The organism is Aliiroseovarius zhejiangensis, from assembly GCF_014656375.1.
Classification (GTDB): domain Bacteria; phylum Pseudomonadota; class Alphaproteobacteria; order Rhodobacterales; family Rhodobacteraceae; genus Aliiroseovarius; species Aliiroseovarius zhejiangensis.
In genome coordinates this window covers 153,942-179,068 of sequence record NZ_BNCH01000002.1, presented here as the reverse complement: position 1 = coordinate 179,068, position 25,127 = coordinate 153,942, and the positions used below count along the sequence as shown (strand labels likewise).

Sequence of the window (25,127 nt, the reverse complement as noted above, 5' to 3'; positions counted from 1 at the left end):
ACACGTAAAGCGGGAAACCCGGCCCTGTGCGCGATTACATCCGCGACAGCCAGACCAGCACGACGCCCAGCGCCAACGCAAGCAGCCCGATCAACCGGCGCTGATCGCGCGACATGGCGGCCATCATCGCGACCAGATCGTCCAGACGCGAAGGGGCCAGTGCGAACACCAGCCCCTCGATCACGAGCACAAGCCCGATCCCCAACACAATGGTCGAGATCACCGACCCGTGTCCGATTTCAGATAGTCGAAGAACTCGCTGTCTGGTGACAGGACCATCGACGAGTTGCCCCCGACCAACGAATTTTCATACGCCTCAAGCGAGCGCAGGAAGGCGAAGAACTCGGCATCGCGGCCCAGCGCCTCGGCCAGGATGGCGTTGCGGCGGGCATCGGCTTCACCACGGATGATCTGTGCCTGCTTGCGCGCTTCGGACACGGTTTCCACAACGGTCCGGTCGGCGGTGGCCCGCAGCCGCTGCGCGGCCTCGTTACCGCGGGCGATTTCATCCGCCGCAAGACGCTGGCGTTCGGCGCGCATCCGCTCGAACGTGGCTTCAAGGTTCTGCTTGGGCAGGTCGGCGCGTTTGATGCGCACGTCGATGATTTCGACGCCCAGCGATGCCGCCTGAGTGCGGGCCTGATCACGGATCTGGTTCATCAGCAGAACCCGGTCCGCCGACAGCACCGCATCGCTGTCCACCTTACCCAGAACCTCACGCAGTTCGGCGTTCAGGATCCGCTCAAGGCGCGGCTGCGCCCCGGCGATCGAGCTTGCGCCCACCGCGCGGCGGAACTGCTTGGCGTCCGAGATGCGCCAGCGGGCGAAGGCGTCAACCTCAAGCCGTCGGCTGTCGGCCGGAGTGACCTCGAGCTTGCTGGTTTCCAGGGGCAGGATGCGCCCGTCATACTTGACGATTTCGTGCAGCACCGGGATCTTGAAATACAGACCCGGATCGGTGATCTCGGCCTGCACCTCACCGAACCAGAGCCGCAGCGCGACCTCGCGCTCGTCGACGATATAGACCGCCTGCAACGCGCCAAACAGCAGCGCAACAACGGCCACAAGGATGATCTGAGTGCGTTTCATCAGTTCGCCCCCCCGTCTGTGGTCTGGTTCGTGGTCTGCGCCGGTTTGCGCGACAGTTCATTCAGCGGCAGATAGGGCACGACACCCGAGCCTTCACCGCTGACGCTTTCGTCAAGGATGACCTTATCCACACCGCGCATCACCTTCTCGATCGTCTCAAGATACAGGCGCTTGCGGGTGATGTCGGGGGCTTTGGCAAATTCATCATAGACCGCGATGAAACGGGCGGCTTCACCTTCGGCTTCGTTCACCACGCGGGCGCGATAACCTTCGGCCTGTTCCAGAAGTTGCGCCGCTTCACCACGGGCTGCGGCAACCACGCGGTTGACATAGGCATCGGCCTGCTTTTGCAGCGTGTCGCGAGTCTGTTCGGCGGCCTGCACTTCTCGGAAGCTGTCGATCACGTCTTCGGGCGGGTCGGCCTTGTCAAAGTTAACACGAACAATGTTCACGCCGGACTGATAGGCATCCAGCGTCGATTGGATCAGGGCTTCCAGATCCTGTTGGATGATGCCCCGATCCGAGGTCAGGATCGGTGCCAGCCGCGAGCGCGCCACAATCTCGCGCATGGCGGATTCGGACACGGCGCGGATGGTGTTTTCCGGGTCGGCCAGGTTGAACACGAATTTCTCGACATCCGAGATGTTCCAGACCACCTGATAATCGATATCAACGATGTTTTCATCCCCGGTCAGCATCAGCCCTTCGTTCGGGCCGTCACCGATGTTGATGATGTTCTCGCGCGTCACCGGATAGATTTCCTTGGTGACGATCGGCCATGGGGCGAAGTTCAGACCTTCCTGCCCAACGCCATAGCGTTCCCCGAACAGCAGTTCGACCGATTGTTCCGAGGTGTCGACGCGATAGAAGCTGGCAAACACCCAGACTGCAACGGCAACCAGCGCGACCAGCAGCACCGACCCGCGCCCGAAGCTGGGGCCACCGGCATCGCCGCCTGCCCCACCGCCACGGCGTCTGTCGCCACGGCCACCCATCAGGACGCGCAACTGCTCTTGTCCCTTTTTCATCAACTCGTCAATTTCGGGCATTTGCGGCTGATCCTTGCCGCCACGGTTGCCGCCACCGTTCGAGGGGGGACGCCCGCCAGAGCCGCCACGGTTTCCACCGCCGCCCCAGGGGCCGCCATTATCGCTGGCCATCTGGTCCTGTTCCTTCCACGTTAATGGTTTCGTCGTCATACCTGACCCTTTAAGGGCCGGATTTCAAGGCAAAGGGCGCGCGATCTGTCCCCTTTTGAGTTGAATTTCCTGTGCTTTCACATTTCGCCCCCCAATCGGGGCTTAGTCGCTGCGGGTTGGCGACTTCATCAGCACGATTTCTTCGGACATCGTGGGGTGAACGGCGACGGTGCGGTCGAAATCGGCCTTGGTCGCCCCCATCTTGATCGCGACTGCCGCCAACTGGATCATCTCGCCGGCCCCTTCACCCACGATGTGACAGCCCAGCACCTTCTGCGTTTTCTGGCTGACCACCAGCTTGAACAGCACCCGTTCATGCGCGTCGATGAAACTTTTCTGCATCGGGCGGAAAACGGCGCTGTAGACGTCGATCTTTTCGCGCGCGCGGGCGTCTTCCTCGGACAGGCCCACGGTGCCGTATTCGGGCTGCGTGAACACGGCCGAGGCGACGTTGTCGTGATCGGGTTTGGTGGGGTTGCCCTTGAAAACGGTTTCGACGAAAGCCATGCCTTCACGGATCGCCACGGGGGTCAGCGCGATGCGATCGGTCACATCGCCCACCGCATAGATCGACGGCACTGCGGTTTGGCTGTAGTCGTCCACCACGACCGCACCATTTTGCGACAGCTCGACACCCAGATCTTCCAGCCCCAGCCCTTCGGTGTTCGGATCACGCCCGGTGGCAAACAGAACCTGATCGAACATCTGCTCGCGCCCGTCCGTGCCTTTGACCCAGATCGCGCCGTCCCGGCGTTCCATGCGCTCGATTTCAAGACCAACATGCAGGTCAACACCGTTTTCGCGGATCTGCTCGGCCAGCAGGCCGCGCACCTCATCATCGAAGCCGCGCAGGATTTGTGCGCCGCGATACCACAGCGTTGCCTGACTGCCCAACCCGTTGAAGATGCAGGCGAACTCCATCGCGATATAGCCACCACCGATGATCAGGATACGCGCGGGAAACTCGTCCAGATCGAAAATCTCGTTCGACGTGATGCCCAGATCGGCCCCCGGCAGATCCGGCACGAAGGGACGCCCACCAGTGGCGATCAGGATGTGTTTTGCGGAAAATGTCTCGCCCGTCGACAGTTCAACCGTATGCGCATCGGTCAGCTTGGCGCGGGCGTGAAAGATATCGGCCCCCGAATTGCCAAGGTTCTTGGTATAGACCCCCTCCAGCCGCTCAAGCTCGGCGTGAAGGGCCGGGCGGAAGGTGCCGGCCCAGTCGAACTCACCCCGCGCATTGCCCTGCCAGCCATAGGCACGGGCTGCATCGGCAGCGGGACCGTATTGCGAGGCGAACACCATCAGCTTCTTCGGCACACAGCCCCGGATGACACAGGTGCCGCCCATGCGAAACTCTTCGGCCAGCGCGACCTTGGCCCCGCCTTCCGCCGCCAAACGGCCCGCGCGTACACCGCCCGATCCGCCACCAATCACGAAGAGGTCATAGTCAAATCCGCTCATATCCATTCACCTTTCCTGCCCCGACCATATCGTCAGGGTGCAAATCACATTGCGGCAGAAGCTATGGGCAACGCCGCCGGGTTTCCAGAGCCGGAAATGTCACATGGTTCACGTTTGCGCGTGTCGAAGCCGTGTAGAAGTGTCAGATATCTGCAAAAATGTTTGCACTGTCAGCAAACTCGATCCGCTCTTCCTCGTGGGTGCCTTCGTTGATGTCGATCACCTCGACCCGGCCATCGCCATGGCCGATGACAACCGCATCGCAAATGTCGATGAACAACCCGTTCTCGACCACCCCCGGCACCTGGTTCAACACCATCGAGAGCTTGCGCGGATCCTGAATGCGCTTCAGATGCAGGTCGATGATGTGGTTGCCCTCGTCGGTGACAAAGGGCACGCCGCCCTTTTCGCGCAGCACCGCCTTGCTGTCCAGAACGTCCATCGCGGCCAGCAGTTCCTCGACCAGTCCCTTGGTGGCTTGCAGGCCGAAAGGGATGACCTCGATCGGCAAGGGGAAGGCGCCCAGCACGTCAACGCCCTTGGTCGGGTCCGCGATCACCACCATCCGGTCGGACGCGGTGGCAACGATCTTTTCCTGCAAATGCGCCCCGCCGCCGCCTTTGATCAGGCACAGGTCGGGGTCGTATTCGTCGGTGCCGTCAATGGTCAGGTCCAGCCACTTGGCCTCGTCCAGCGTGGTGACGGTGATCCCCACCTGCTGCGCCAGCTCGGCGGTGCGGGTGCTGGTCGGCACGCCGGTGATCTTCAGGCCCTCGCTGCGCACCCGTTCGCCCAGGCAGCGCACCATCCAGGCGGCGGTGGACCCGGTGCCCAGCCCCACGCGCATCCCGTCTTCGACATATTGAACCGCCCGCTTGGCTGCGACGAATTTGGCGGTGTCGATGGGTGAGAGTTCTCCGGACATGGCAGCGATTCCCCTTGTGGCGCATGTTTCGAGTTGTCAGCGTTATAAAACGCATGGTCCGGACTGGCGAGAGGGGAACACAGCACATCGCCAATTTTTGCCGCCTGGAGACCGCCGGCGCCACCGGGTGGACATTCCCCCCCTCATCGCCCAATGCTGGCGCAACGATTTCCGGCAAGGGCTGCATGCATCGGATGAGCAGATATGTCTATATGGCGCTGGGGTGGTGCGCGGTGGCGCTGGGGCTGATCGGAGTGATCCTGCCCGTCTTGCCCACCACGCCTTTCCTGCTGGTGGCGGCCTTTGCCTTCGGCAAGGGCAGTCCAAAGGCGCGCGCCTGGTTGATTGACCACGCCCATTTCGGCCCGGCGATCAAGGATTGGGAGGAGCGCGGCGCGATCTCGCGCCGGGCGAAAATGCTGGCGGTCTTCATGATGACGCTGGTTTTTGTCGTGTCTCTGATCCTTGGCGCGCCGCCTCTGGTCTTGCTGGCACAGGCGGTTCTGATGGGCGCGGGGGCGGCTTTCGTGCTGACCCGGCCGGACTGACGCAAAAAGCGTCGTTTTTGCGCGGACATGCGCGCGCGAATTGATCAACCTGATCCAACCTGCAAATGCACGAGGTCGCCATGTTCCTGTCTGTCTTCGATATGTTCAAAATCGGGGTTGGCCCCAGTTCGTCCCATACGATGGGTCCGATGGTGGCGGGCGGACGGTTTCTGGACCATCTGCGGGCGCAGCCCTTCAAGGTGCATGGGTTGCGCGCCTCTCTGCATGGGTCGCTCGCGTTTACCGGTGTGGGACATGCCACCGACAGGGCTACTATCCTGGGATTGGCCGGGTTCCTGCCCGACACCTACGACCACGCGCGCGCCGAAACCACCCTGGCCGAAATCGCGCGCACCGGAACCGTGCATCCCGAAGGGTTGGACCCGCTGGCATTCGCACCCAAGACGGATCTTTTGTTTGACTATGAAACACCCCTGCCCGGCCATGCCAACGGGATGCAACTGATGGCCACCGACGCGCAGGGCGATGTGGTGGTGCGCGAGACCTATTATTCCATCGGTGGCGGCTTCGTCGTGACCGAAGCGGAACAGGCGCGCGAGGCCGTGATGGACGCGCGCGATGCAAAACGGCATCCCTATCCGTTCGATACCGCCGCCCAGATGCTTGAGATGGCGCGCGAGTCGGGCAAAACAATCGCCGAGATGAAGCGCGCTAACGAACTGGAGCATATGGGACCCGCCGAACTGGCCGAAGGGCTGGACCGGATCTGGGAGGTGATGAATGCCTGTATCGAGCGGGGGCTGTCCACCGATGGCACCTTGCCCGGAGGTCTTCTGGTGCGCCGCCGCGCGAAGGCGATCCATGACAGCCTGATGGCCGAACAGGGGATGAACCTGTCCGCCCCGCACATCATCAACGATTGGATGAGCGTCTATGCCATGGCGGTGAACGAGGAAAACGCCGCGGGCGGTCAGGTCGTGACCAGCCCGACCAATGGCGCGGCGGGCGTTCTGCCGGCGGTGGTGCGATACTGGCTGAACCACGTGCCCGGCGCGGTGCCGTCACGGGTGCACGAGTTTCTGCTGACCGCTTCGGCCATCGGCGGGATCGTGAAGCACAACGCCTCGATCTCGGGCGCTGAAGCGGGGTGCCAGGCCGAGGTCGGATCGGCCAGTGCGATGGCTGCAGCCGGGCTGTGCGCCGTGATGGGCGGCAGCCCCATGCAGATCGAGAACGCGGCCGAGATCGCGTTGGAACACCACCTTGGCCTGACCTGCGACCCGGTGCGGGGACTGGTGCAGGTGCCCTGCATCGAACGCAACGGGCTGGGCGCGATCAAGGCGGTGTCCGCGGCCTCGCTGGCGTTGCGCGGCGACGGCACCCATCTTGTACCGCTGGACGCCTGCATCAAGACGATGTTCGAGACCGGGCAGGATATGTCGGAAAAGTATAAAGAGACCTCGCTGGGCGGTTTGGCCGTGAATGTCCCGAACTGTTAGGCTTCGGTCGCGTCACCGCCGGTGGTCAACGCCGCAATGGCATCCTTCAGATGGGCGCGCGGCAGGATCACCAGAAGCCCCGGACCATCCGCCGCAACCGTGACCCCGGGCGCGTTGGTTTCGTTTGACGTGCCGATCATGCCCCAGGGCGACATCTGAAGGTCCTCGACCGGCCAGACCAGCCCGGTCGCCTGCACCGTCACCTGCGCCATGGGAAACAGCGAAAACCGCGTGCCAACCGGCAGGGACATTTTCAGCGGGCGGGACAGGTGAAAACAGATATCCACCTCGCCCACCAGAATCACACGCTTTTCCGGCAGCCGCACAAGGGTGTTGTAGCAGGCCAGTTCATGATCCAGCCGCTTGCCCATGAACCCCACGCCCAGGACCAGCGGCGCGTCGATCAGGTCCAGCGTCTTGTGAAAGTCGGTGCGATTCTGGTCCGGGGTCTCGATGAACCGGTCTGCGCCAATGGTCTTGCGCGCCCGGTCGGACACACTGTCCATATCACCCGCCACCGCCACGGGCATATGCCCCAGTTCCAGCGCCTGATCCGCCCCGCCATCGGCGGCCACCAGGTCGGGCGCAAGCTGCAAACACTGCGCAAGCGTCTGTGGTGTGACCGCCCCGCCACCCAACATGGTCACATTGTGAGAAAATTGGCGAAAATATCTCATTATGGACACAATTGTCTCCCAATCTGGGCTTAGGAACGGTTTTATCCGGTTAAAAATGCTGTGTTTTGCACAGTTTTGTTTAAGCTCCCGGAACGATGTAGGCTGTGTATACCTGCGCAGTTTCGGAGGAGAAAGTGAGTTATCAATGGTGAGCAACAGCAAAATCCTCACTGTATCCTATGGCACCTTTTCGTGCACGCTTGAGGGATTCGACGAACCATTCGGCACCATGAAGTCGATCGCGGAGTATTTTCGCGACCTTGCGGCGGATGACCGCTATTTCGGAGCGGAACCCCCGACCCCCGATGCCGAAGTTCTGCATCGCATTGCCGAACGCGAGATTCAGAAACGCGTTCAGGCCCGTGTGGAAGACGATGGCGTGGTGTTGCGTCAGGAAGGCACGGCCCTGCCCGCAGTTACAAAAACCGGCGCCACGCTGGTGGCCGGTCAGGCGCTGCTGGACGAGGACAGTGAAGGTCAGGCCGAAGACGAAGATCAGGCCGATGCCCCGACGGGCGAACACGCCGCAACGGATGCGCCCGAGGCCGTGAAAGGTGAAGCTGCGCCAGACACGAGCGACGCCGCGCCGGCAGAAGACACACCCGCCGAAGCCGACCCCGTGAAGGCTGAGCAAGAGGACAAGCAAGAAGAAGGGCCGGGTGCCGAGGATCAGCCCGTCGCCACCGATCCCCACGCGCATGACAATTTCGAACATATGGCAGAAGAAGCCGCCACCCACGACCCGGCACAGCTGGATGCAGCCTCGGATGACACGGTTGATGGCGACAGTGCCGAGGCCAAGCTGGAACGGATCCGCGCGGTGGCCAACGACACCGATCAGGACGGCTATGCCGATGATCCGGATGCCGAACCGTTCTATGGTGCCGACGCATCGGATGATGCCAAGGACGCCACGCCCGCCGCGTCTGACGATGATGCCGAAGCGAACGGCCCGCTGGTTTTGTCTGACGAGGCAAAGGCACCTGCGGACACGGATGAAGACGTGGATGCCATCCTGTCACAGTTGAACGCCCAGGGCGATGCCGCGGACAACGACGGTGCCCAACAGGCCGCGGACTATGACGACGAAGGCGATGCCGATCTGGACATCGAAGATGGTGTCACCAACCTTCTGGAACACAGTTTCGACGACGAACCCGAACCGCTGCGTCCCGTGAACCGCGTTGTGCGCGTGAAGCGGATGCGCCGCGAAGACGGGGTCGAAGAACTGGCCGTCACGCCCAAGGATGTGGAAGACGCGACCATTCTGGATGACGACGAAGCGGATCGGGACGACACAAGCGCCTCGGACGAGGATCAGGACGATCCGTCGGCCCTGAAACTGCTGAACATGATCGACCACGAGGTAAAGACCGAAGCACGCCGGGAACGCCGCGAACAGGTCTTCGACAACGGCGCCGCCGATCAAAGCGACGAGACGCTGAACCGCATCCTGGCCGAAACCAACGACAAGATGGACAGCCAGGAAGCGTCGCGCCGCCGCAACTCGATCGAGCATCTGAAAGCCGCGGTGCAAGCCAAGCGCGCCGATGAGGACGCAGGCGAACTTGACGACGGCGATCACGAAGAAGATCCGTACCGCGAAGATCTGGCCCGCGCCGTGCGCCCGAAACGCCCGGAACCGACCGAAGCGAAAGGCAGCAGTCTGCGGATGGCCCCGCTGGTTCTGGTGTCCGAACAGCGGGTCGATGCCCCGGTGGAAGACGAAGATGATGATACGGCCGATGCCAAGGGCAACAAGGCGGTGCGGATCGTGCGCCCACGCCGCGTCAGCCGCAAACCCGGCAGCAAGGCCGAAACCGTTGCCGGTCAGGGCTCCGCCGACATTGCCGGCAAGACCATTGGCGCGGTATCCGCCGACCCGTCGCAGGACGGGTTTGCCGCCTATGTCAACGGGGCGGATGCGTCGGACATGACCGGATTGATGGAAGCCGCCGCGACCTATGCCACGAAAGTTCAGGGCCTGCCGCAATTCAGCCGCCCGCATGTGATGCGGTTGGTGGTCGGGCTGAATGTGAGTGGCGGCATCTCGCGCGAGGAAGCCTTGCGCGCCTTTGGCCGTCTGCTGCGCGAAGGCCGGATCAACAAGATCGCACCGGGCCGCTTTGCCCTGGCGGAAGGCGAAGACACCGACGAAAGCGGACGTCAGACAGCCTAACCTGCTAAAATTTAACTAAAAAAGCACGGCCATTTTCGGGCCGTGCTTTTTGTTTTGGCGGTCAGGCTGAAGGGGCTCAGCGTTTCGGGCCGCGCGATTTCGTGTCGGGGTCCACCGGATCACGCGGATAGCTGTCCGGGTCGGCATCCGGGTCGGGCTTGCCCACGCCCAGGAACACCTTGCGCAGCGGGATCATCCAAAGAAACCCCAGCACCACATACACCAAAAGCTCCACAAGGATCGGCGGGCGATCAAACAGGCTGACCACTTTCACGGCCACAAGGATATAAAGCGGAAGCCCGACCACCAAAACCAGCAGCGACAGCCGCTTGCGTGCTTTGTAACTGAGTGCCATGGCCTGCCCCCGATCAATCCGCGAACGGGTCGGTGACAAGGATCGTGTCATCGCGTTCGGGGCTGGTGGACAGAAGGGCGACGGGGCACTCGATCAGCTCTTCCACGCGTTTCACGTATTTGATCGCGTTGGCAGGCAGATCGTTCCAACTGCGCGCGCCTTCGGTGGTTTCCGACCAGCCGGGCATTTCTTCATAGATCGGGGTGCAGCGGGCCTGTTCGTTCTCGGCGGTGGGCAGGTAATCCAACTGCTTGCCGTCCAGCTCGTAGCCAACGCAGATCTTCAGGGTTTCAAACCCGTCCAGCACGTCGAGCTTGGTCAGCGAAATGCCCGACACGCCCGAGGTCGCGCAGGTCTGACGCACAAGGGCTGCATCGAACCAGCCACAGCGGCGCTTGCGCCCGGTGGTGGTGCCAAACTCGTGTCCACGCTCGCCCAGACGCTGACCATCTGCATCGTCCAACTCGGTCGGGAACGGACCTTCGCCCACGCGGGTCGTATAGGCCTTCACGATCCCCAGCACATAGTCGATCGAGCCGGGGCCGATCCCCACGCCCGTCGCCGCCTGACCGGCAATCACGTTCGAGGATGTGACGAAGGGGTAGGTGCCGAAATCAATGTCCAGAAGCGCGCCTTGTGCCCCTTCAAACAGAATGCGTTTACCGGCCTTGCGCTTTTCGTTCAGGACCTTCCAGACGGGGGCGGCGAAGCGCAGGATTTTCGGGGCGACCTCTTTCAGTTGCGCAATCAGGGCGTCGCGGTCGATCGGGTCGATCCCCAACCCCTTGCGCAGCGGGTCATGGTGTTGAAGCGCGCGATCCACCCGGGTTTCAAGCGTGACCGGATCGGCCAGATCGGCCACGCGGATGGCGCGACGCCCCACCTTGTCTTCGTAACACGGGCCAATGCCGCGCCCGGTGGTGCCGATCTTGGTGCCTTTCGATGCGGCCTCTTCCCGCGCGCGGTCAAGTTCACCGTGGAACGGCAGGATCAGCGGCGTGTTTTCGGCAATCATCAGCGTGTCGGGCGAAATCTCGACCCCTTGTCCGGTGATCGTCTCGATCTCTTTCAGCAGGTGCCACGGGTCCAGCACGACGCCATTGCCGATCACCGACAGCTTGCCACCGCGCACCACGCCCGAGGGCAGCGCGTGCAGCTTGTAAACCTTGCCGTCCACGACCAGTGTATGGCCCGCATTGTGCCCCCCTTGAAAACGCGCGATCACATCGGCACGTTCGCTGAGCCAGTCAACGATCTTGCCCTTTCCCTCATCGCCCCACTGGGCACCTACGACGACTACATTGGCCATGATCTTTTTCCTGTCTCAAAGAAAACCCGCTAGGGTCATAGCGGCACTTACCCGCGTGTGAAACCCGTAATTCGCATGAGATCGGGGAAACGCGGACAGAAATGCAGATTGGAGCTCCGCGCTGCTTGCACCCCTTCTGCTTTTCCCCTACATAGCCCCGCAGATCGAACGAACCCCAGCCACGGAAGCGTCCCTTATGGAAAACGTCATCCTCGTCATTCACCTGATCCTGGCCCTTGGGCTGATCGGGATCGTGCTGTTGCAGCGGTCCGAAGGTGGCGGACTTGGCATTGGTGGTGGCGGCGGTGGTGGCGTGATGTCGTCGCGCGGGGCGGCCACGGCCCTTGGCAAGCTGACCTGGATCTTCGCCATCGCGTTTCTGTGCACCTCGATCACCCTGACAGTGATTGCCGCGAAAAACTCGGCCGACAGTTCGGTGGTTGATACGCTGGGGATCGAAGCGCCTGTGGCAGATGACGCCGCCGCCCCCGACGCGCCGGTGACACCGGATGTTTCGGACCTTCTGCCGCCCACCAGCGCAGATGACAGCCTGACCCCGCCGCGCGCGGACTGACACCCACAACACCTTGAGGACGGGCGGATTTCCCGCCCCATCATCTTGCGATCCGGTTGCGCGGGGGACCGGAATCGGTTATATCTTTAATCCCGTGGACAGCGGATTCGCCGGGGCCTTTTTCATGGCCGTGTGCAGGGTTCGAAAGCCAATATTCAAAGGCGCGATGGCGCCGGTTTCACGGGGGCAGCCTGACGCATGGCACGTTACATTTTCATCACCGGCGGTGTGGTTTCTTCTTTGGGCAAGGGGCTGACGGCGGCGGCCTTGGGTGCGCTGTTGCAGGCGCGCGGCTATTCGGTGCGGATGCGCAAACTTGACCCTTACCTGAACGTCGATCCCGGCACGATGAGCCCGTTTGAACATGGCGAGGTGTTCGTCACCGACGATGGCGCGGAAACCGATCTGGATCTCGGCCACTATGAACGCTTCACCGGGGTGGCAGCACGCGCGACCGATTCCGTTTCCTCGGGGCGCATCTATACCAATGTGCTGGAGAAAGAGCGCCGCGGCGATTACCTGGGCAAAACCATTCAGGTGATCCCGCATGTCACCAACGAAATCAAGGACTTCATCGAGATCGGCGACGACGAGGTTGATTTCATGCTCTGTGAAATCGGCGGCACCGTCGGTGACATCGAAGCCCTGCCCTTCTTTGAAGCGATCCGCCAGTTCAGCCAGGAACGCCCGCGCGGTCAGTGTATCTTCATGCATCTCACACTGCTGCCGTTTCTTGCCGCCTCGGGCGAATTGAAGACCAAGCCGACCCAGCACTCGGTCAAGGAATTGCGCTCGATCGGTATCGCACCCGATGTGCTGGTCTGCCGGGCCGAGCATGAGATCCCCGAAAAGGAACGCGGCAAGATCGCGCTGTTCTGTAATGTGCGCCCCGATGCGGTCATTCCGGCCTATGACCTGAAGTCGATCTATGAAGCGCCAATGGCGTTCCACAATGTCGGGCTGGATCAGGCGGTGCTGGATGCGTTCCAGATCGCCCCTGCCCCCAAGCCTGACTTGCGCCGTTGGGAAGACGTGGAAGATCGCATTCACAACGCCGAAGGCGAGGTGCGCGTGGCCGTGGTCGGCAAGTATATCCAGCTTGAGGATGCCTATAAGTCGATCAAAGAGGCTTTGATGCATGGGGGCATGGCCAACCGGGTGCGCGTCAAACTGGAATGGGTGGATGCCGAACTGTTCGACAACGAAGACCCCGCGCCCTATCTGGCCGGGTTCCACGCGATCCTTGTGCCCGGCGGGTTCGGTGAACGCGGCACCGAGGGCAAGATCAAGGCGGCGCAGTTTGCCCGTGAACGCAAGATCCCCTATCTGGGGATCTGCCTGGGCATGCAGATGGCCGTCGTGGAAGCGGCGCGCAACGTCGCGGGGATCAAGGACGCCGGGTCCGAGGAATTTGACCACGAGGCCGGTGAAACCCGGTTTACTCCCGTGGTGTATCACCTGAAGGAATGGGTGCAGGGCAACTATCGGGTCAAGCGCAAGGTCTCCGATGACAAGGGCGGCACGATGCGGTTGGGCGCCTATACCGCGACACTGGCCGAAGGGTCCAAGGTCGCCGAGATCTATGGCACCACCACCATCGAAGAACGCCACCGTCACCGCTATGAGGTGGACACCAAGTATCGTGATCAGTTGGAAGATTGCGGCCTGCATTTTTCCGGCATGTCGCCGGACGGTCGCCTGCCCGAAATCGTCGAATGGAAGGACCATCCGTGGTTCATCGGCGTTCAGTTTCACCCGGAACTGAAATCCAAGCCCTTCGACCCGGCCCCCTTGTTTGCCGACTTCGTGCGCGCCGCGAAAGAGATCGAGCGGCTGGTGTGACCAAGGTCTGGGCCATATGTCTGGCCTTGAGCGCAACCCCGCTTTGGGGGGGTGAGGTTACATCAGTCGATTACGCGGAACTGGCCGGGCATTTGCCCGGCCTTGTCGATTTCGAGGGGTTTGCACCCCTGCCGGAACCGGGACAACCATTGCCCGGTCTGGTGCACTTTCACGGCGTGACACTTGGGTCCATGCTTGCCGGACAGACGCGACATGTTGCCGAGGGTTTCGAGATGCTGACCGGCCATCCGTCGCAACCGCTTGCCGCGCAGACGGGCAACAAAGCCGCCCCCATCGCGGTGGCATTTCATGCCGCGTTTGGATCTAACGCGGCTTTTCCGATTGGACCCGATGGGTTTGAACGCCTTTCGGGTCGCGGGGAAGGTGCGCTTGCCTTCGTGTTTGAACAGGCAACGCCAGCATTCGCCATTCGACTGCATGCAGATTATCCGGACCCGCTGGGCACCCGTCCGAAGCCGGGGCGTGTGACCTTTTCTTTTTTCGACCAAGCCGGTGACGTGATCGGGCAACACACACTTCTTCCCGACCATGGCGTGAACGAAGTTGCCGTGCTGATCACGCCTGCCGCGCAGGCCATCACCGTGACCCATCGCGACCCGGGCGGCATCGCGGTTGACGACATCCGGTTTTCCATACCCGGCCTGGTCAACTGAGGTGAGCAGTGTGTTTGGTCCTGACAGGGTTGTGACCCGAAGCAGGATTGGCAGGCTGGTATTTCCACAGAATTTCCATAAGTTGATGACATGATCCGATCCCTTCTCAGCAAACTCAGCCAACCGACCCCCAGCCCGCTGGGCGATGACGATGCGCGCCTGGCGATTGCCGCGCTTCTGGTGCGGCTGGCACGGTCAGACCACGCCTATGGCGCGACCGAGGTGGACGAAATCACCCGCATCCTGTCCCGCCGCTATGGATTGACGGGAGATGGTGCCGTCGCCCTGCGGCAGGACGCAGAGAAAATCGAGGCCGAAGCCCCCGATACCGTGCGCTTTACCAATGCCGTGAAAGACGGTGTGCCGCTGGACGACCGGATCGCGGTGATCGAAGCGGCTTGGTCCGTCGTGCTGGCCGATGGGGTGCGCACGGCGGAAGAAGATGCGTTGATGCGGATGATCCCGCGCTTTCTTGGCATCACCGACCGCGAAAGCAACGAGGCACGCCTGCGCGCCGCCCGTGCCCTGGACGGCACCGCAGACGGCGACCGCGTCTGACCATACGACAGGGCCGTCAACCACAGCGCGTATGACCGGGCGCCACCCGTGCAATCTGCCCCGCCAGACCGTCTATCCGCCCGGATTTACGCGACTTCCCCGCCTTTTCGCCGTTGCATTTCGGATAAATATGCGCCCTACTCCGATGTCACACCACTTGTTCCACAATCAGGTTTCTTGCGTGCCATTCGACACAACGTCCCCAGACCCCGCCACAGCCACGCCTGTGATCGAAATCCGTGACCTTCACAAAAGTTACGGTGCGCTTGAGGTTCTGAAAGGCGTCGATCTGGTGGCCGAACGCGGGCATGTCGTGTCGCTGATCGGGTCGTCCGGGTCAGGGAAATCGACGCTGTTGCGTTGTGCCAACCTGCTTGAGGACAGCCAGCAAGGCGAGATCCTGTTCGAAGGCGAGCCGATTGCCTGGCGCGGCCATGCGCTGCACCGGCACCCGGCAGACCGTGCCCAGGTCACGCGCATCCGCACCAACCTGTCGATGGTGTTCCAGCAGTTCAACCTTTGGTCCCACATGACCATCCTGCAAAACGTGATGGAAGCGCCCGTCACCGTGCTAGGCCGCGACAAGGCCGAGGTCGAAGAAAAGGCCCGCGCCTATCTGGCCAAGGTTGGGATCGGCGACAAATGCGATGTCTGGCCTGCGCAACTGTCGGGCGGCCAGCAGCAACGCGCCGCCATCGCGCGCGCGCTGTGCATGGAACCCAAGGCGCTGTTGTTCGACGAACCGACCTCGGCGCTGGACCCTGAACTGGAACAAGAGGTCGTGAAGGTCATCAAGGACTTGGCCGCCGAAGGGCGCACCATGGTGATCGTCACCCATGACATGCGGCTGGCCGCGGATGTGTCGGACCATGTTATCTTTCTGCATCATGGTCTGATCGAGGAAGAAGGCCCGCCGGATGCGCTCTTTGGATCGCCCAAGAGCGAGCGGCTCAAACAGTTTCTGTCAGCCACCCAACCCGGCTGATTTGAAAAACCAAGAAACCAACACCTAAAGGGAGTTAACTGATGAAAAAGCTGATCCTTTCGACCGCGGCCCTCGCGGTTTCGGCAGGCGTCGCCTTTGCCGACAATCACGGAAAAACCGTGCGGCTTGGCACCGAAGGCGCCTATGCCCCGTGGAACTTCGTGAACGATGCCGGCGAGATTGACGGCTTCGAGCGCGAACTGGGCGATGAGCTGTGCAAGCGCGCCGAACTGACCTGTGAATGGGTCAAGAACGAATGGGACACGATCATCCCGAACCTTGTGTCCGGCAACTATGACGCGATCATCGCCGGCATGTCGATCACCGACGAACGCGACGAGGTCATCGATTTCACCCAGCCCTACACCCCACCAGACCCCTCGGCCTATCTTGCCATGTCGCCGGATGTGGACCTTGAAAACGGCGTGATCGCGGCTCAGGCCACCACCATTCAGGCCGCGTTCGTGGCCGAACAAGGCTGGACCGTGGTCGAGTTTCCGACCCCCGAGGAAACCGTCGCCGCCGTGAAAAGCGGTGAAGCGGACGCGGTTCTGGCCGACAAGAGCTTCCTGGACACCATGGTCGGCTCGGACGGGCTGGTGATGCTGGAGCGGATGGAAGCCATCGGTGGCGGCGTCGGCATGGGCTTCCGCGAAAGCGACGCGGAACTGCGCGACATGTTCGACGCGGCGATCCAGTCGATGAAGGACGACGGGACGCTGAACGAGATGATTGCCAAATGGGAAGTCGCTTCGCAGTGGTAATCTGAGCCTTTGGCCCGCACTTATCTGCCGTGCGGGCCAATTCTGTGCCTGTTTGATGCGCCCAGTCCGGCGCATCCTGGCACCCCCAATCGGTAATCGCGATGTTTTCCTATTGCACTGATCCGTCCACGCTTGAGGGCCTGACCTGGCTGAGCTGCTACCTGACCACAGGCAAGCACATGGGCTTCTACCTGTCCTTCGTGACGGTGATCGTGCTCCTGCTGATCACCGCGCCCGTGGCGCTGTTGTTCGGTTTTGCCGGGGCATCCGCTGCCCGGTCGCGGTTCCTGCCGCTCAGCCTTCTGGGCAAGACCTATACGGCGATTGTGCGTGGCGTGCCCGACATAGCCTTTTTCATGTTTTTCGTCATTGCGCTGGATCAGGCGTTTGAATATCTGCGCCACAAGGTCAAATGCCCCGACTGGTCGGAACCGGTCCGGCAGGGCAATGACTTCGTAGTGTGCGCGCAGGCCAAGCTGCCCCTGTCCACAAGCCCGCAATGGGTGCATGAGACCTATGGGTTTGCGCTGGCGGTTCTGACCTTTTCGATCGTGTTCGGCGCGTTTGCGGCCAACGTGCTTTACGGCGCCATGCGGGCGGTGCCCCGCGCTCAGCTTGAAACCGCCGAGGCTTATGGCATGAGCACGCGCCAGACCTTCTGGCGTATCCTTGTGCCGCAAATGTGGATCTATGCCCTGCCCGGCCTGTCGAACCTGTGGATGATCCTTGTGAAGGCCACGCCGCTTCTGTTCCTGCTGGGGGTCGAGGATATCGTCTATTGGGCGCGCGAGCTGGGCGGCACCAAGACGGCGCGCTTTTCGGATTATCCGCATGGCAACTGGCACGCGATCTATTTCTTTGGGCTGCTGGTGTTTTACCTGATGCTGACATCGGTCAGCGAACGCATCTTCAAGCGCATCACCCGCCGATTGTCCCACGGACAGGCCACCGCCGCCGGTGAAGCGCAACGAAAGGCTGTCCAATGAGTTGCCTTCAGACCATTCAAGATTACGCCCTGCGCTCCATTGGAATTGGCGAACGACTGTTGCCGCGCACCGATTTCACCCTGTGCGAACAGGTGACGCTGATCGGGTCGGGCATGATCTGGAACATCTATTTCGGCCTGATTGCCATTGCGCTTGGCTTCTTTGCCGCCACCGGGATGGCGCTGGCGAAGAACAGCCAGAACAAATGGCTGCAAAAACCGGCCGAGTTCTTCATCTATGTCTTTCGCGGCTCGCCCCTGTTTATTCAGATGTTCTTTGCCTATGCGGTCTTTGTGGTGCTGAAACAGAACATGCCGTTCTTTGCCCCCTTCACCTCGGCGTGGCTGGGGGCGACGCTGGTTTTGTTCCTGAACACGACCGCTTACACCGCCGAGATCTTCTATGGCGCGCTGCAATCCATCCCCAAGGGCGATCTTGAGGCGGCAGATGCCTATGGCATCACGGGACGCCCGCGGTTCACACGGATCGTCTGGCCGTCGATGCTGCGTCTTGCCTGGCCCGCCTATACGAACGAGGCGATCTTTCTGTTTCACGCCACCGCCTTGGTCTTTTTCTCGGGCTTTCCCGTGTGGGGTCAACGCGGGGACGCGCTGTATTACGCCAGCTATTTCGCCGACAAGACGTTCAACCCCTTCGTGCCCTACCCCATTCTGGCGGGGTTCTTCATCCTGTTGACCCTGGTGGTGATCACGATTTTCGGTCAGATCGGAAAGCACCTGAACCGGCATTTGCCGCAAGCGGCCATCCGGCGCCCCAACTTCCTGCGCACCATCATGCGGTGACGGGGCGCGGACCTTCGATTTCCCCCCTTGCCCCGACTTGGCGGCTCGTTTAGTGTCCATCTCGTAATTTGATCAAATTCGGTGATTCATGCGGATCGGCATCCTTCAAACCGGCCACTCGCCTGACGAGGTGCGCGATGATCTGGGCGACTATGGCCAGATGTTCACGCGGCTTCTGGACGGGCATGGCTATGACTTCACGATCTACAGCGTGGTGGACAACGAGTTTCCTGATGGCCCAGAAGCTGCGGATGGCTGGCTGATCACCGGCTCCAAGCACGGCGCTTACGAAGACCACGATTGGATCGAACCGCTGGAAGATCTGATCCGCGCGATCCGCGATGCGGACCGGCCCCTTGTCGGTGTATGCTTCGGCCATCAGATCATCGCGCAAGCCCTGGGCGGCAAGGTCGAGAAATTCGACGGTGGCTGGGCGGTGGGGCGTCAGGTCTATGACATGAACGGTGATAAGATCGCCCTGAACGCATGGCATCAGGATCAGGTGACCGAGCTGCCCGAAGGGGCGCGGGTGTTTGCCTCGAACGATTTCTGCGAGAATGCCGGGCTGATGATCGGTGACAGGATCATGACGATCCAGCCTCATCCGGAGTTTACCGCCAAGATGATCGACGCTTTGATCAAATATCGCGGGCGCGGCAATATATCCGAGGACATTCTGTCCGGCGCCCAGGACGGGCTGACACAGGCCACAGACGCTGAAGCCTTCGCCAATCAGATGGCCGCAATCCTGAACAAAGGGAACAAGTGATGGACAGTTCAAACCCGGGTCCCAACGCGTGGATGCAAAACCTGCCCGAGGCGGCACAGGCTTATCTTGACGGCAAACGGCTGGACGAGGTCGAATGCATCATTTCCGACCTGCCCGGCATCGCGCGCGGCAAGGCCGTGCCAGCGGGCAAATTCGCGCGGCAGGACTATTTCCACCTGCCTGACAGCGTGTTTTACCAAACCATCACCGGCGACTGGGGCGAAGCCGCGGGTGATGAAGGGTTCATCGAACGTGACATGACGCTGGTGCCGGACATGTCCACCGCCACCGCAGCCCCTTGGACGGGCGACTGGACGCTTCAGGTGATCCATGACGCCTATGACCGCAAGAAGAACCCGATCCCGTTCAGCCCGCGCAACGTCTTGCGGCGCGTGGTCGGTCTGTATCACGCCCAGGGGTGGGAACCTATCGTCGCGCCTGAAATGGAATTCTATCTGGTCGCGCGCAACATAGACCCGGCTGAGAAGATCAAGCCGATGATGGGCCGCTCGGGCCGCCCGGCTGCGGCGCGTCAGGCCTATTCAATGACGGCGGTTGATGAGTTTGGCCCCGTCATTGACGACATCTATGATTTCGCCGAAGCGCAGGGTTTCGAGATTGACGGCATCACCCAGGAAGGCGGTGCGGGTCAGTTGGAAATCAACCTGATCCACGGCGACCCGATCAAGCTGGCGGACGAGGTGTTTTACTTCAAACGTCTGATCCGCGAAGCCGCCCTGCGCCACGATTGCTTTGCCACCTTCATGGCAAAACCGATTGCCGAGGAACCGGGATCGGCGATGCACATTCACCATTCGGTGCTGGACCGCAAGACCGGTGAAAACATCTTTGCCGGCCCACAAGGCGGCGACACGGACGCGTTCTTCCATTTCATCGCCGGAATGCAGAACCACCTGCCCAGCGCGGTCGCGGTGCTGGCGCCTTACGTGAACAGCTATCGCCGTTATGTGAAAGACAACGCCGCCCCCATCAATCTGGAATGGGGTCGCGACAACCGCACGACGGGCATCCGCGTGCCGCTGTCGTCACCCAAGGCGCGGCGGGTGGAAAACCGCATCGCAGGCATGGATTGCAACCCTTACCTTGGGATCGCGGCCAGCTTGGCTGCGGGTTACCTCGGCCTAATGGAAGAAAAACGCCCGACCCCCCAGTATCGCGGTGACGCTTATGAAGGCGAAGAGGATATTCCCCGCGATCTGGGTTACGCGCTGGAACTGTTTGACGAAGCCAAAAGCCTGCACGACGTGCTGGGGCCGGAATTCGCGCGCGTCTATTCCATTGTGAAACACACGGAATACAACGAGTTCCTGCAAGTCATCAGCCCGTGGGAACGTGAGCACCTGCTGCTGAACGTTTAGGACAACGCCACAGGGCTCTCGTCGATCTGTGGTCGGCAGAAGAATGTGCAAGCCGTCGGTCTGACAACATTCCTCTGGTTTTTTGGGGGCGGGTAATTTACGGATTCTCCGAAGAAGAGTTTCGGCAAATCGAAACGCGCCGATTCTCGCCCCTATGAGCAGGAGCCGGTTTTGACCCTTGCCCCCAACGTCTATGACGCCGAACCCATCCCCGAAACTGCCCGCGCCGAGATTGACCGGCTGTTGCAATCGGGCGACCTGTTTCGCTACACCGCGCCCGAAGATGCGCCGGTCAGCCTGCTGGAAGCCGAATTTGCCGAGATGATGGGCGCGAAATACGCGCTGGCCGTGGCCAGTTGCTCGGCGGCGCTGTTTCTGTCGCTGAAGGCGCTGGATCTGCCGCGCGACGCCAAGGTTCTGATTCCGGCCTTTACCTTCGCCGCCGTGCCAAGCGCGGTCGTACATGCGGACTGCCAGCCGGTTCTGGTCGAGGTCAAAGACAACTATCGCATCGACATGGATGATTTCGCCGCCAAGCTGACAAGCGACGTGAAGGCGGTGATCATCAGCCACATGCGCGGGCATACGTCTGACATGGACGCCATCATGGCGATGTGCGACGCCGCCGGTGTGCCGGTGATCGAGGACGCCGCCCATTCGCTGGGCACCCTGTGGCATGGGCACAAGATCGGGACGATCGGCAAGATCGGCTGTTTCTCGTTCCAGTCCTACAAGATGCTGAACGCGGGTGAAGGTGGGATTCTGATCACCGATGATGCCGATCTGATCGCCCGCGCCGTGATCATGTCGGGCGCCTATGAGCACAACTGGAAAAAGCACAAAGGCCCGCGCGGCGACAACACATCGGCGCTGCAAGATGCGTTTGCGCGCTGGCAGAACCAACTGCCGCTTTACAACACCCGGCTGTCGAACCTGTCGGCGGCGGTGATCCGGCCGCAATTGGGCGAATTGCAGCGGCGGGTCACAGACGGGTTGAGGAACCATAATTATGTGGCTGAAAAACTGAACAAAAGCCCTTGGATCGACGTGCCTGCCCCGCTGGCGCCTGAAACCCGCGCGCCCGATTCGATCCAGTTCAATCTGGTCGGGATGAGCGACGCGGACACCCGCGCCTTTCAGGACGCCGCAAAGCAACGGGGCGTCTCGGTGCAGGTCTTCGGGATGAGCACGGACAACGCGCGTGCTTTCTGGAACTGGCAGTTCATTGGCGATCAGGGGCCGCTGCCGCAGACCCGCGACATGCTGATGCGCGCCTGTGACACGCGCCTGCCCGTTCGTCTGCAAAAGCCAGAGCTGGACTTCATCGCCGATGCACTGGTTGCGGCGGCGGCGGATGTCAAAGCGCCGTCGGCGGGGACCAACGCCGCCTGAACCACGCGCTGGCGCTACATCACAACCAGCTTGTCGCGCAGCCACGGATAGGACGTCGCGGCGGGCTCCACGACCATCTCGGTCAGGATCCTGCGCGCCCGATCTGCCATGTCCTGGGGCAGCTTGCCCAACACCCCTTCGCGGGCGGTCAGGTTGATGCGGCGGCTGATCGGGGCGAAGGGCAGCTTCATCAACGTGGTCCGGGCGCGGAACCGCTGCGCATGGAAATAGCCAAGTGGCGTAATGATCGTCCAACCCGCACCTGCCGCCACCATCGCCATGATCGCGTGATAACTGTCCAGTTCGAACCGGTTGTTCAGGTGGATGTTCTGACGTGCCAGATGATCCGAAATCACCCGTCCCATGTGATGGCGTGCGGTGTATTGAACCAACGGCAGGTCCCGCAGGGTTTGGGCGGGGTCGTCTGCGCCGCTGACGCCCTTTGGCACGGCAGCGACGAACGGCTCTTCCATCAATGCGTGCACCTCCATCCAATCCGCCGACGCCCCGGTGTCGGCGGCGATGATCACGTCCAGCGCGCGGGCGTCCAACTGGTCATGCAGCCGGTGTGACGCGCCCGTTTCCAAAAGAAACCGCGTGGAGGGCATGTCGCCAGCAAGCTCGGACAGAAGGCGCGGCGTCACATCGGCGTCGAAATCTTCGATCATCCCCAGACGCAGGCGGGACAGTTGCGACATCGCCCCCAGCGCCAGTTCGGCGCGCGCCTGTTCGGCCTCGTTCAGGATGGCTTGCGCGCGTTTCAAGAACAGCGCCCCGGCGGGGGTCAGATCCATCGGACGGGCCGACCGGTCCAGCAAGGTTGCACCAAGTGCGGCTTCGAGGTTGGTCAGTTGCTGACTGACCGAGGACGGGCTCGCCCCCAGCCTGCGCGCCGCGACCGAGATCGAGCGTTCATCGGCGGCGGCGACGAAGACCTCGACCCCCCACAGGGTGATGCGCCCGGCTGTTTCGACCATTCCCAACTCCTTTGCCGGGAAAGCTATGGGCTTTGGGCGTGGCGGGCAACAGGCTTGACCTCAGCGGGTCCATAACCGGTCACCTGCACGGGCGCGCGCGGTCTGGAGGCGAAAGCCGCCCGCCGCGTCCGGCCACAAGGCCACCGCCCCCGTATCAGACAGCGTCGCGCGGTCCAGAACGGTGCAGCCGGGGGGCGGTGGCGTGGTCCGTTTGACCGACAACACCACCAGATCCGCCGCCGCACAGGCATCGGCCAATCGATCCCCTGCCCCGCGCCCGGTCAGATGGATCAGCGTGGCAACCGAAACCTCGGCCCGCATCCGGCCCTTGGCGCCGGTGAAGCCCGCACGCGCGAACGCGGTGTCCTGATCTGCCGGGTCGCCGTCGTTCTCCAGCCATGACAGCGCGGCGAAGCCTTCGCCGCGCGGCTTGGACAGGGCGCGGCCCTCGGGCGTCATCACACCGACCAGCCCGCCCGTGGCGCTGATCAGAACCGGGGGGCGCGTGACCTGTGTCCACATCAGCCCCGCCAGAACAAACGGCACCAGTGCCAGCCAACGGGCGCGCGCCCTGAGAAGCGTTGCGAAGATGCCGCCAATCGCCACCAGCGGCAGCACCATATCGGGCGGCGCGGGCACCTGCCCGGTTGCGCCGTCCAGCGACGACACCACGCGCGCCACCCCGATGATCCAGTCAATTGCTGGCCCCATCAGCTTCAAAGGCAGCCAGCCCAGCCCGATCGGGGACAACACCGCTGCCAGCACCGCCAGCGGCATGATCAAAGCCCCCATGACCGGCACGGACAGCAGGTTCGCCACAAGGCCGTAATGGCTGATCTGGTTGAAATGCGCAGCCCCGATGGGTGCGGTCGCCAGCCCTGCCACGAAGGAGGAGATGACGACCGCCAGAACCGGCCGTGCCCATTTCGGCGCGCGCCATGCGCCGTCATTGCGTGCCCTGTCGCGCAACCAGCCGAACACCGCGACCAGCGCCGTGGTCGCGGCAAAGGACATCTGGAACCCCGGCTCGACCAGCGCCTCGGGATGCAAGGTCAAGACAATCAGCGCTGCCATGGCGACCGCGCGCAAAGATAGTGCGCGGCGATCGAACAGGATGGCGACAAACATGGTGGCAACCATGATAAAGGCACGTTCTGTTGCGATATTGCCGCCTGACAGCGCCAGATAAAACGCGCCCGAGAGTATGGCTGCACAAGCCGCCAGTTTTTTGATGGGATAGCGAAGGGCGACGCTTTGCCAAAGGCTTAGCACCATGCGCATGGCCTGAAAGATGAAGCCTGTCAAAAGCCCCATATGCAGCCCGGAAATCGCAAGAAGGTGCGCAAGGTTTGAGGCCCTGAGCGCGTCGATCGTGTCGCGGCTCATCGCAGATCGGTCGCCGGTGGTGATGGCGGCAGCAAAGGCACCAGTTTCGCCCGGAAGAACCCGTTGCACCCAGGCACCGATGGCTTGTCGCATCCGCCCCACCACAAGGGCAAACCCCGGCTCGGGCGGGGCCAGCAACAGGGCGGGCACGCGGGTGTATCCCACCGCGCCGATGCCGCGAAACCACGCCATGCGCTGGAAATCGAAGCCCCCCGGTTCGACCGCACCGTTTGGGCCGGAAAGATGTGCGGTCAGCGCGATACGCTGACCGATGGCGGGCGCGAGAAAGCGTTGATCGCCATGCAGCGATACGCGCACAGTGGTGGCGCGGTTGCGCGGACCGACATCATCCAGCCGCACCTGATCCAGTGTCAGGCGCACCGCGTCGGATTGCGAGCGGTCGATCTTGACGATCCGCCCCTCGACCGGGCCGTAATACCGAAACCCAAGCACGGGCTGGCCCACCAGATGCGCCCGCGCCCCGGCCAGACAGACCCCGGTTGCGACCAGTGCCACGCCGATTGCCACCGGTCCGATTCCCCAGGGCCAGAGCCTTGCACTCGTCAGGCAAGCAAGGATCGCGAGTACCAAACCCGCATAGACCGTCATCGTCGGTTCGCGGCTCACGCCGAAATACAGGCCAATGCCCGTTCCCAGAAACAACGGTGCCCAGTGCAGCAGACGACCGCGTTCTTCTTCGATACGGGTCAGGAAGGTTTGGACCAGCACCCTTGTTCACGGCCTCCCTTTTGCGTAAAGCCTGTCGGGACACGCACGGGCCTGCGGTTTGACCGCACAATCAGCCCGTTCGGGGTGTCAATGCGCGCCGC

At 62.1% G+C, this 25,127-nt stretch carries 24 protein-coding genes; 14 read left to right on the top strand and 10 right to left on the bottom strand.

The features are described from left to right. Window positions 1-34 precede the first annotated feature (34 nt). The 5 genes from IE188_RS05575 to rpiA form a co-directional block, all read right to left on the bottom strand. On the bottom strand, window positions 35-223 hold the full coding sequence (locus tag IE188_RS05575; protein ID WP_407648174.1) for a DUF2065 family protein: 189 nt from the start codon (window positions 221-223) through the stop codon (window positions 35-37). Then, entirely contained in the window at window positions 220-1,089 is an 870-nt protein-coding gene (hflC, locus tag IE188_RS05570; protein ID WP_191285490.1) for a protease modulator HflC, read from the bottom strand. Before hflC ends, IE188_RS05575 begins: the two co-directional genes overlap by 4 nt. Beyond that, window positions 1,089-2,249 (bottom strand): FtsH protease activity modulator HflK, encoded by a 1,161-nt coding sequence (gene hflK, locus IE188_RS05565; RefSeq protein WP_191285909.1) that lies wholly within the window; start codon window positions 2,247-2,249, stop codon window positions 1,089-1,091. Before hflK ends, hflC begins: the two co-directional genes overlap by 1 nt. A 141-nt stretch (window positions 2,250-2,390) precedes the next feature. Beyond that, window positions 2,391-3,755, bottom strand: coding sequence for a glutathione-disulfide reductase (gor, locus tag IE188_RS05560; RefSeq protein WP_229836532.1), 1,365 nt, complete (start codon window positions 3,753-3,755; stop codon window positions 2,391-2,393). Window positions 3,756-3,897: 142 nt separating this feature from the next. Continuing rightward, window positions 3,898-4,680, bottom strand: a complete 783-nt coding sequence (gene rpiA / locus IE188_RS05555) for a ribose-5-phosphate isomerase RpiA (RefSeq protein ID WP_191285488.1) — start codon at window positions 4,678-4,680, stop codon at window positions 3,898-3,900. Window positions 4,681-4,874: 194 nt separating this feature from the next. Between rpiA and IE188_RS05550 the strand changes: the two genes are divergently transcribed. Continuing rightward, window positions 4,875-5,228, top strand: coding sequence for a YbaN family protein (locus IE188_RS05550; RefSeq protein ID WP_191285487.1), 354 nt, complete (start codon window positions 4,875-4,877; stop codon window positions 5,226-5,228). Window positions 5,229-5,308: 80 nt separating this feature from the next. Beyond that, window positions 5,309-6,688 (top strand): L-serine ammonia-lyase, encoded by a 1,380-nt coding sequence (locus IE188_RS05545; protein ID WP_191285486.1) that lies wholly within the window; start codon window positions 5,309-5,311, stop codon window positions 6,686-6,688. Here IE188_RS05545 and IE188_RS05540 read toward each other — a convergent pair. Continuing rightward, window positions 6,685-7,365 carry a thiamine diphosphokinase gene (locus tag IE188_RS05540; RefSeq protein WP_191285485.1) on the bottom strand — a complete coding sequence of 227 codons (681 nt, stop codon included), beginning with the start codon at window positions 7,363-7,365 and terminating at the stop codon, window positions 6,685-6,687. The two genes, IE188_RS05545 and IE188_RS05540, sit on opposite strands and share 4 nt — an antisense overlap. A gap of 145 nt (window positions 7,366-7,510) precedes the next feature. On the opposite strand from IE188_RS05540, the gene IE188_RS05535 reads away from it, so the two are divergent. Then, window positions 7,511-9,544: a midas domain-containing protein gene (locus IE188_RS05535; protein WP_191285484.1), complete on the top strand. Its 2,034-nt coding sequence runs from the start codon at window positions 7,511-7,513 to the stop codon at window positions 9,542-9,544. Window positions 9,545-9,620: 76 nt separating this feature from the next. Here IE188_RS05535 and IE188_RS05530 read toward each other — a convergent pair whose 3' ends face one another. After that, window positions 9,621-9,899, bottom strand: coding sequence for a DUF2842 domain-containing protein (locus IE188_RS05530; RefSeq protein ID WP_191285483.1), 279 nt, complete (start codon window positions 9,897-9,899; stop codon window positions 9,621-9,623). Window positions 9,900-9,912: 13 nt separating this feature from the next. Continuing rightward, complete coding sequence (locus IE188_RS05525; RefSeq protein ID WP_191285482.1) at window positions 9,913-11,208, bottom strand: adenylosuccinate synthase; 1,296 nt, start codon at window positions 11,206-11,208, stop codon at window positions 9,913-9,915. A 196-nt stretch (window positions 11,209-11,404) separates the two neighbouring features. Here IE188_RS05525 and secG point away from each other — a divergent pair, with 196 nt between their 5' ends. The 11 genes from secG to IE188_RS05470 all read left to right on the top strand — a co-directional run bounded on the left by secG (window position 11,405) and on the right by IE188_RS05470 (window position 21,934). Beyond that, a complete protein-coding gene (gene secG / locus IE188_RS05520; protein WP_191285481.1) occupies window positions 11,405-11,782 on the top strand; it encodes a preprotein translocase subunit SecG in 378 nt (125 codons plus the stop codon). Window positions 11,783-11,980: 198 nt separating this feature from the next. Then, window positions 11,981-13,624: a CTP synthase gene (locus IE188_RS05515; RefSeq protein ID WP_191285480.1), complete on the top strand. Its 1,644-nt coding sequence runs from the start codon at window positions 11,981-11,983 to the stop codon at window positions 13,622-13,624. Then, window positions 13,621-14,298: a hypothetical protein gene (locus IE188_RS05510; RefSeq protein ID WP_191285479.1), complete on the top strand. Its 678-nt coding sequence runs from the start codon at window positions 13,621-13,623 to the stop codon at window positions 14,296-14,298. Before IE188_RS05515 ends, IE188_RS05510 begins: the two co-directional genes overlap by 4 nt. A gap of 90 nt (window positions 14,299-14,388) precedes the next feature. Next, window positions 14,389-14,856 carry a tellurite resistance TerB family protein gene (locus IE188_RS05505; RefSeq protein ID WP_191285478.1) on the top strand — a complete coding sequence of 156 codons (468 nt, stop codon included), beginning with the start codon at window positions 14,389-14,391 and terminating at the stop codon, window positions 14,854-14,856. Between the two features lie 181 nt (window positions 14,857-15,037). Beyond that, window positions 15,038-15,841: an ABC transporter ATP-binding protein gene (locus IE188_RS05500; protein ID WP_308442434.1), complete on the top strand. Its 804-nt coding sequence runs from the start codon at window positions 15,038-15,040 to the stop codon at window positions 15,839-15,841. Window positions 15,842-15,882: 41 nt separating this feature from the next. After that, window positions 15,883-16,605 carry a transporter substrate-binding domain-containing protein gene (locus tag IE188_RS05495; protein ID WP_191285476.1) on the top strand — a complete coding sequence of 241 codons (723 nt, stop codon included), beginning with the start codon at window positions 15,883-15,885 and terminating at the stop codon, window positions 16,603-16,605. A gap of 101 nt (window positions 16,606-16,706) precedes the next feature. Next, a complete protein-coding gene (locus IE188_RS05490; RefSeq protein ID WP_191285475.1) occupies window positions 16,707-17,591 on the top strand; it encodes an ABC transporter permease in 885 nt (294 codons plus the stop codon). Beyond that, the gene (locus tag IE188_RS05485; RefSeq protein ID WP_191285474.1) at window positions 17,588-18,394 is read left to right on the top strand and encodes an ABC transporter permease; all 807 of its coding nucleotides are present in this window, start codon (window positions 17,588-17,590) and stop codon (window positions 18,392-18,394) included. The genes IE188_RS05490 and IE188_RS05485 overlap by 4 nt, the downstream gene beginning before the upstream one ends. A gap of 88 nt (window positions 18,395-18,482) precedes the next feature. After that, window positions 18,483-19,163 (top strand): type 1 glutamine amidotransferase, encoded by a 681-nt coding sequence (locus IE188_RS05480; protein WP_191285473.1) that lies wholly within the window; start codon window positions 18,483-18,485, stop codon window positions 19,161-19,163. Next, the gene (locus tag IE188_RS05475; RefSeq protein WP_191285472.1) at window positions 19,163-20,542 is read left to right on the top strand and encodes a glutamine synthetase family protein; all 1,380 of its coding nucleotides are present in this window, start codon (window positions 19,163-19,165) and stop codon (window positions 20,540-20,542) included. The genes IE188_RS05480 and IE188_RS05475 overlap by 1 nt, the downstream gene beginning before the upstream one ends. Before the next feature lie 171 nt (window positions 20,543-20,713). Continuing rightward, on the top strand, window positions 20,714-21,934 hold the full coding sequence (locus tag IE188_RS05470) for a DegT/DnrJ/EryC1/StrS family aminotransferase (protein ID WP_191285471.1): 1,221 nt from the start codon (window positions 20,714-20,716) through the stop codon (window positions 21,932-21,934). Window positions 21,935-21,948: 14 nt separating this feature from the next. Here IE188_RS05470 and IE188_RS05465 read toward each other — a convergent pair whose 3' ends face one another. Beyond that, complete coding sequence (locus IE188_RS05465) at window positions 21,949-22,911, bottom strand: LysR family transcriptional regulator (RefSeq protein WP_191285470.1); 963 nt, start codon at window positions 22,909-22,911, stop codon at window positions 21,949-21,951. A 60-nt stretch (window positions 22,912-22,971) separates the two neighbouring features. Next, window positions 22,972-25,026 carry a ComEC/Rec2 family competence protein gene (locus IE188_RS05460; RefSeq protein ID WP_191285469.1) on the bottom strand — a complete coding sequence of 685 codons (2,055 nt, stop codon included), beginning with the start codon at window positions 25,024-25,026 and terminating at the stop codon, window positions 22,972-22,974. Window positions 25,027-25,127: the final 101 nt, after the last annotated feature.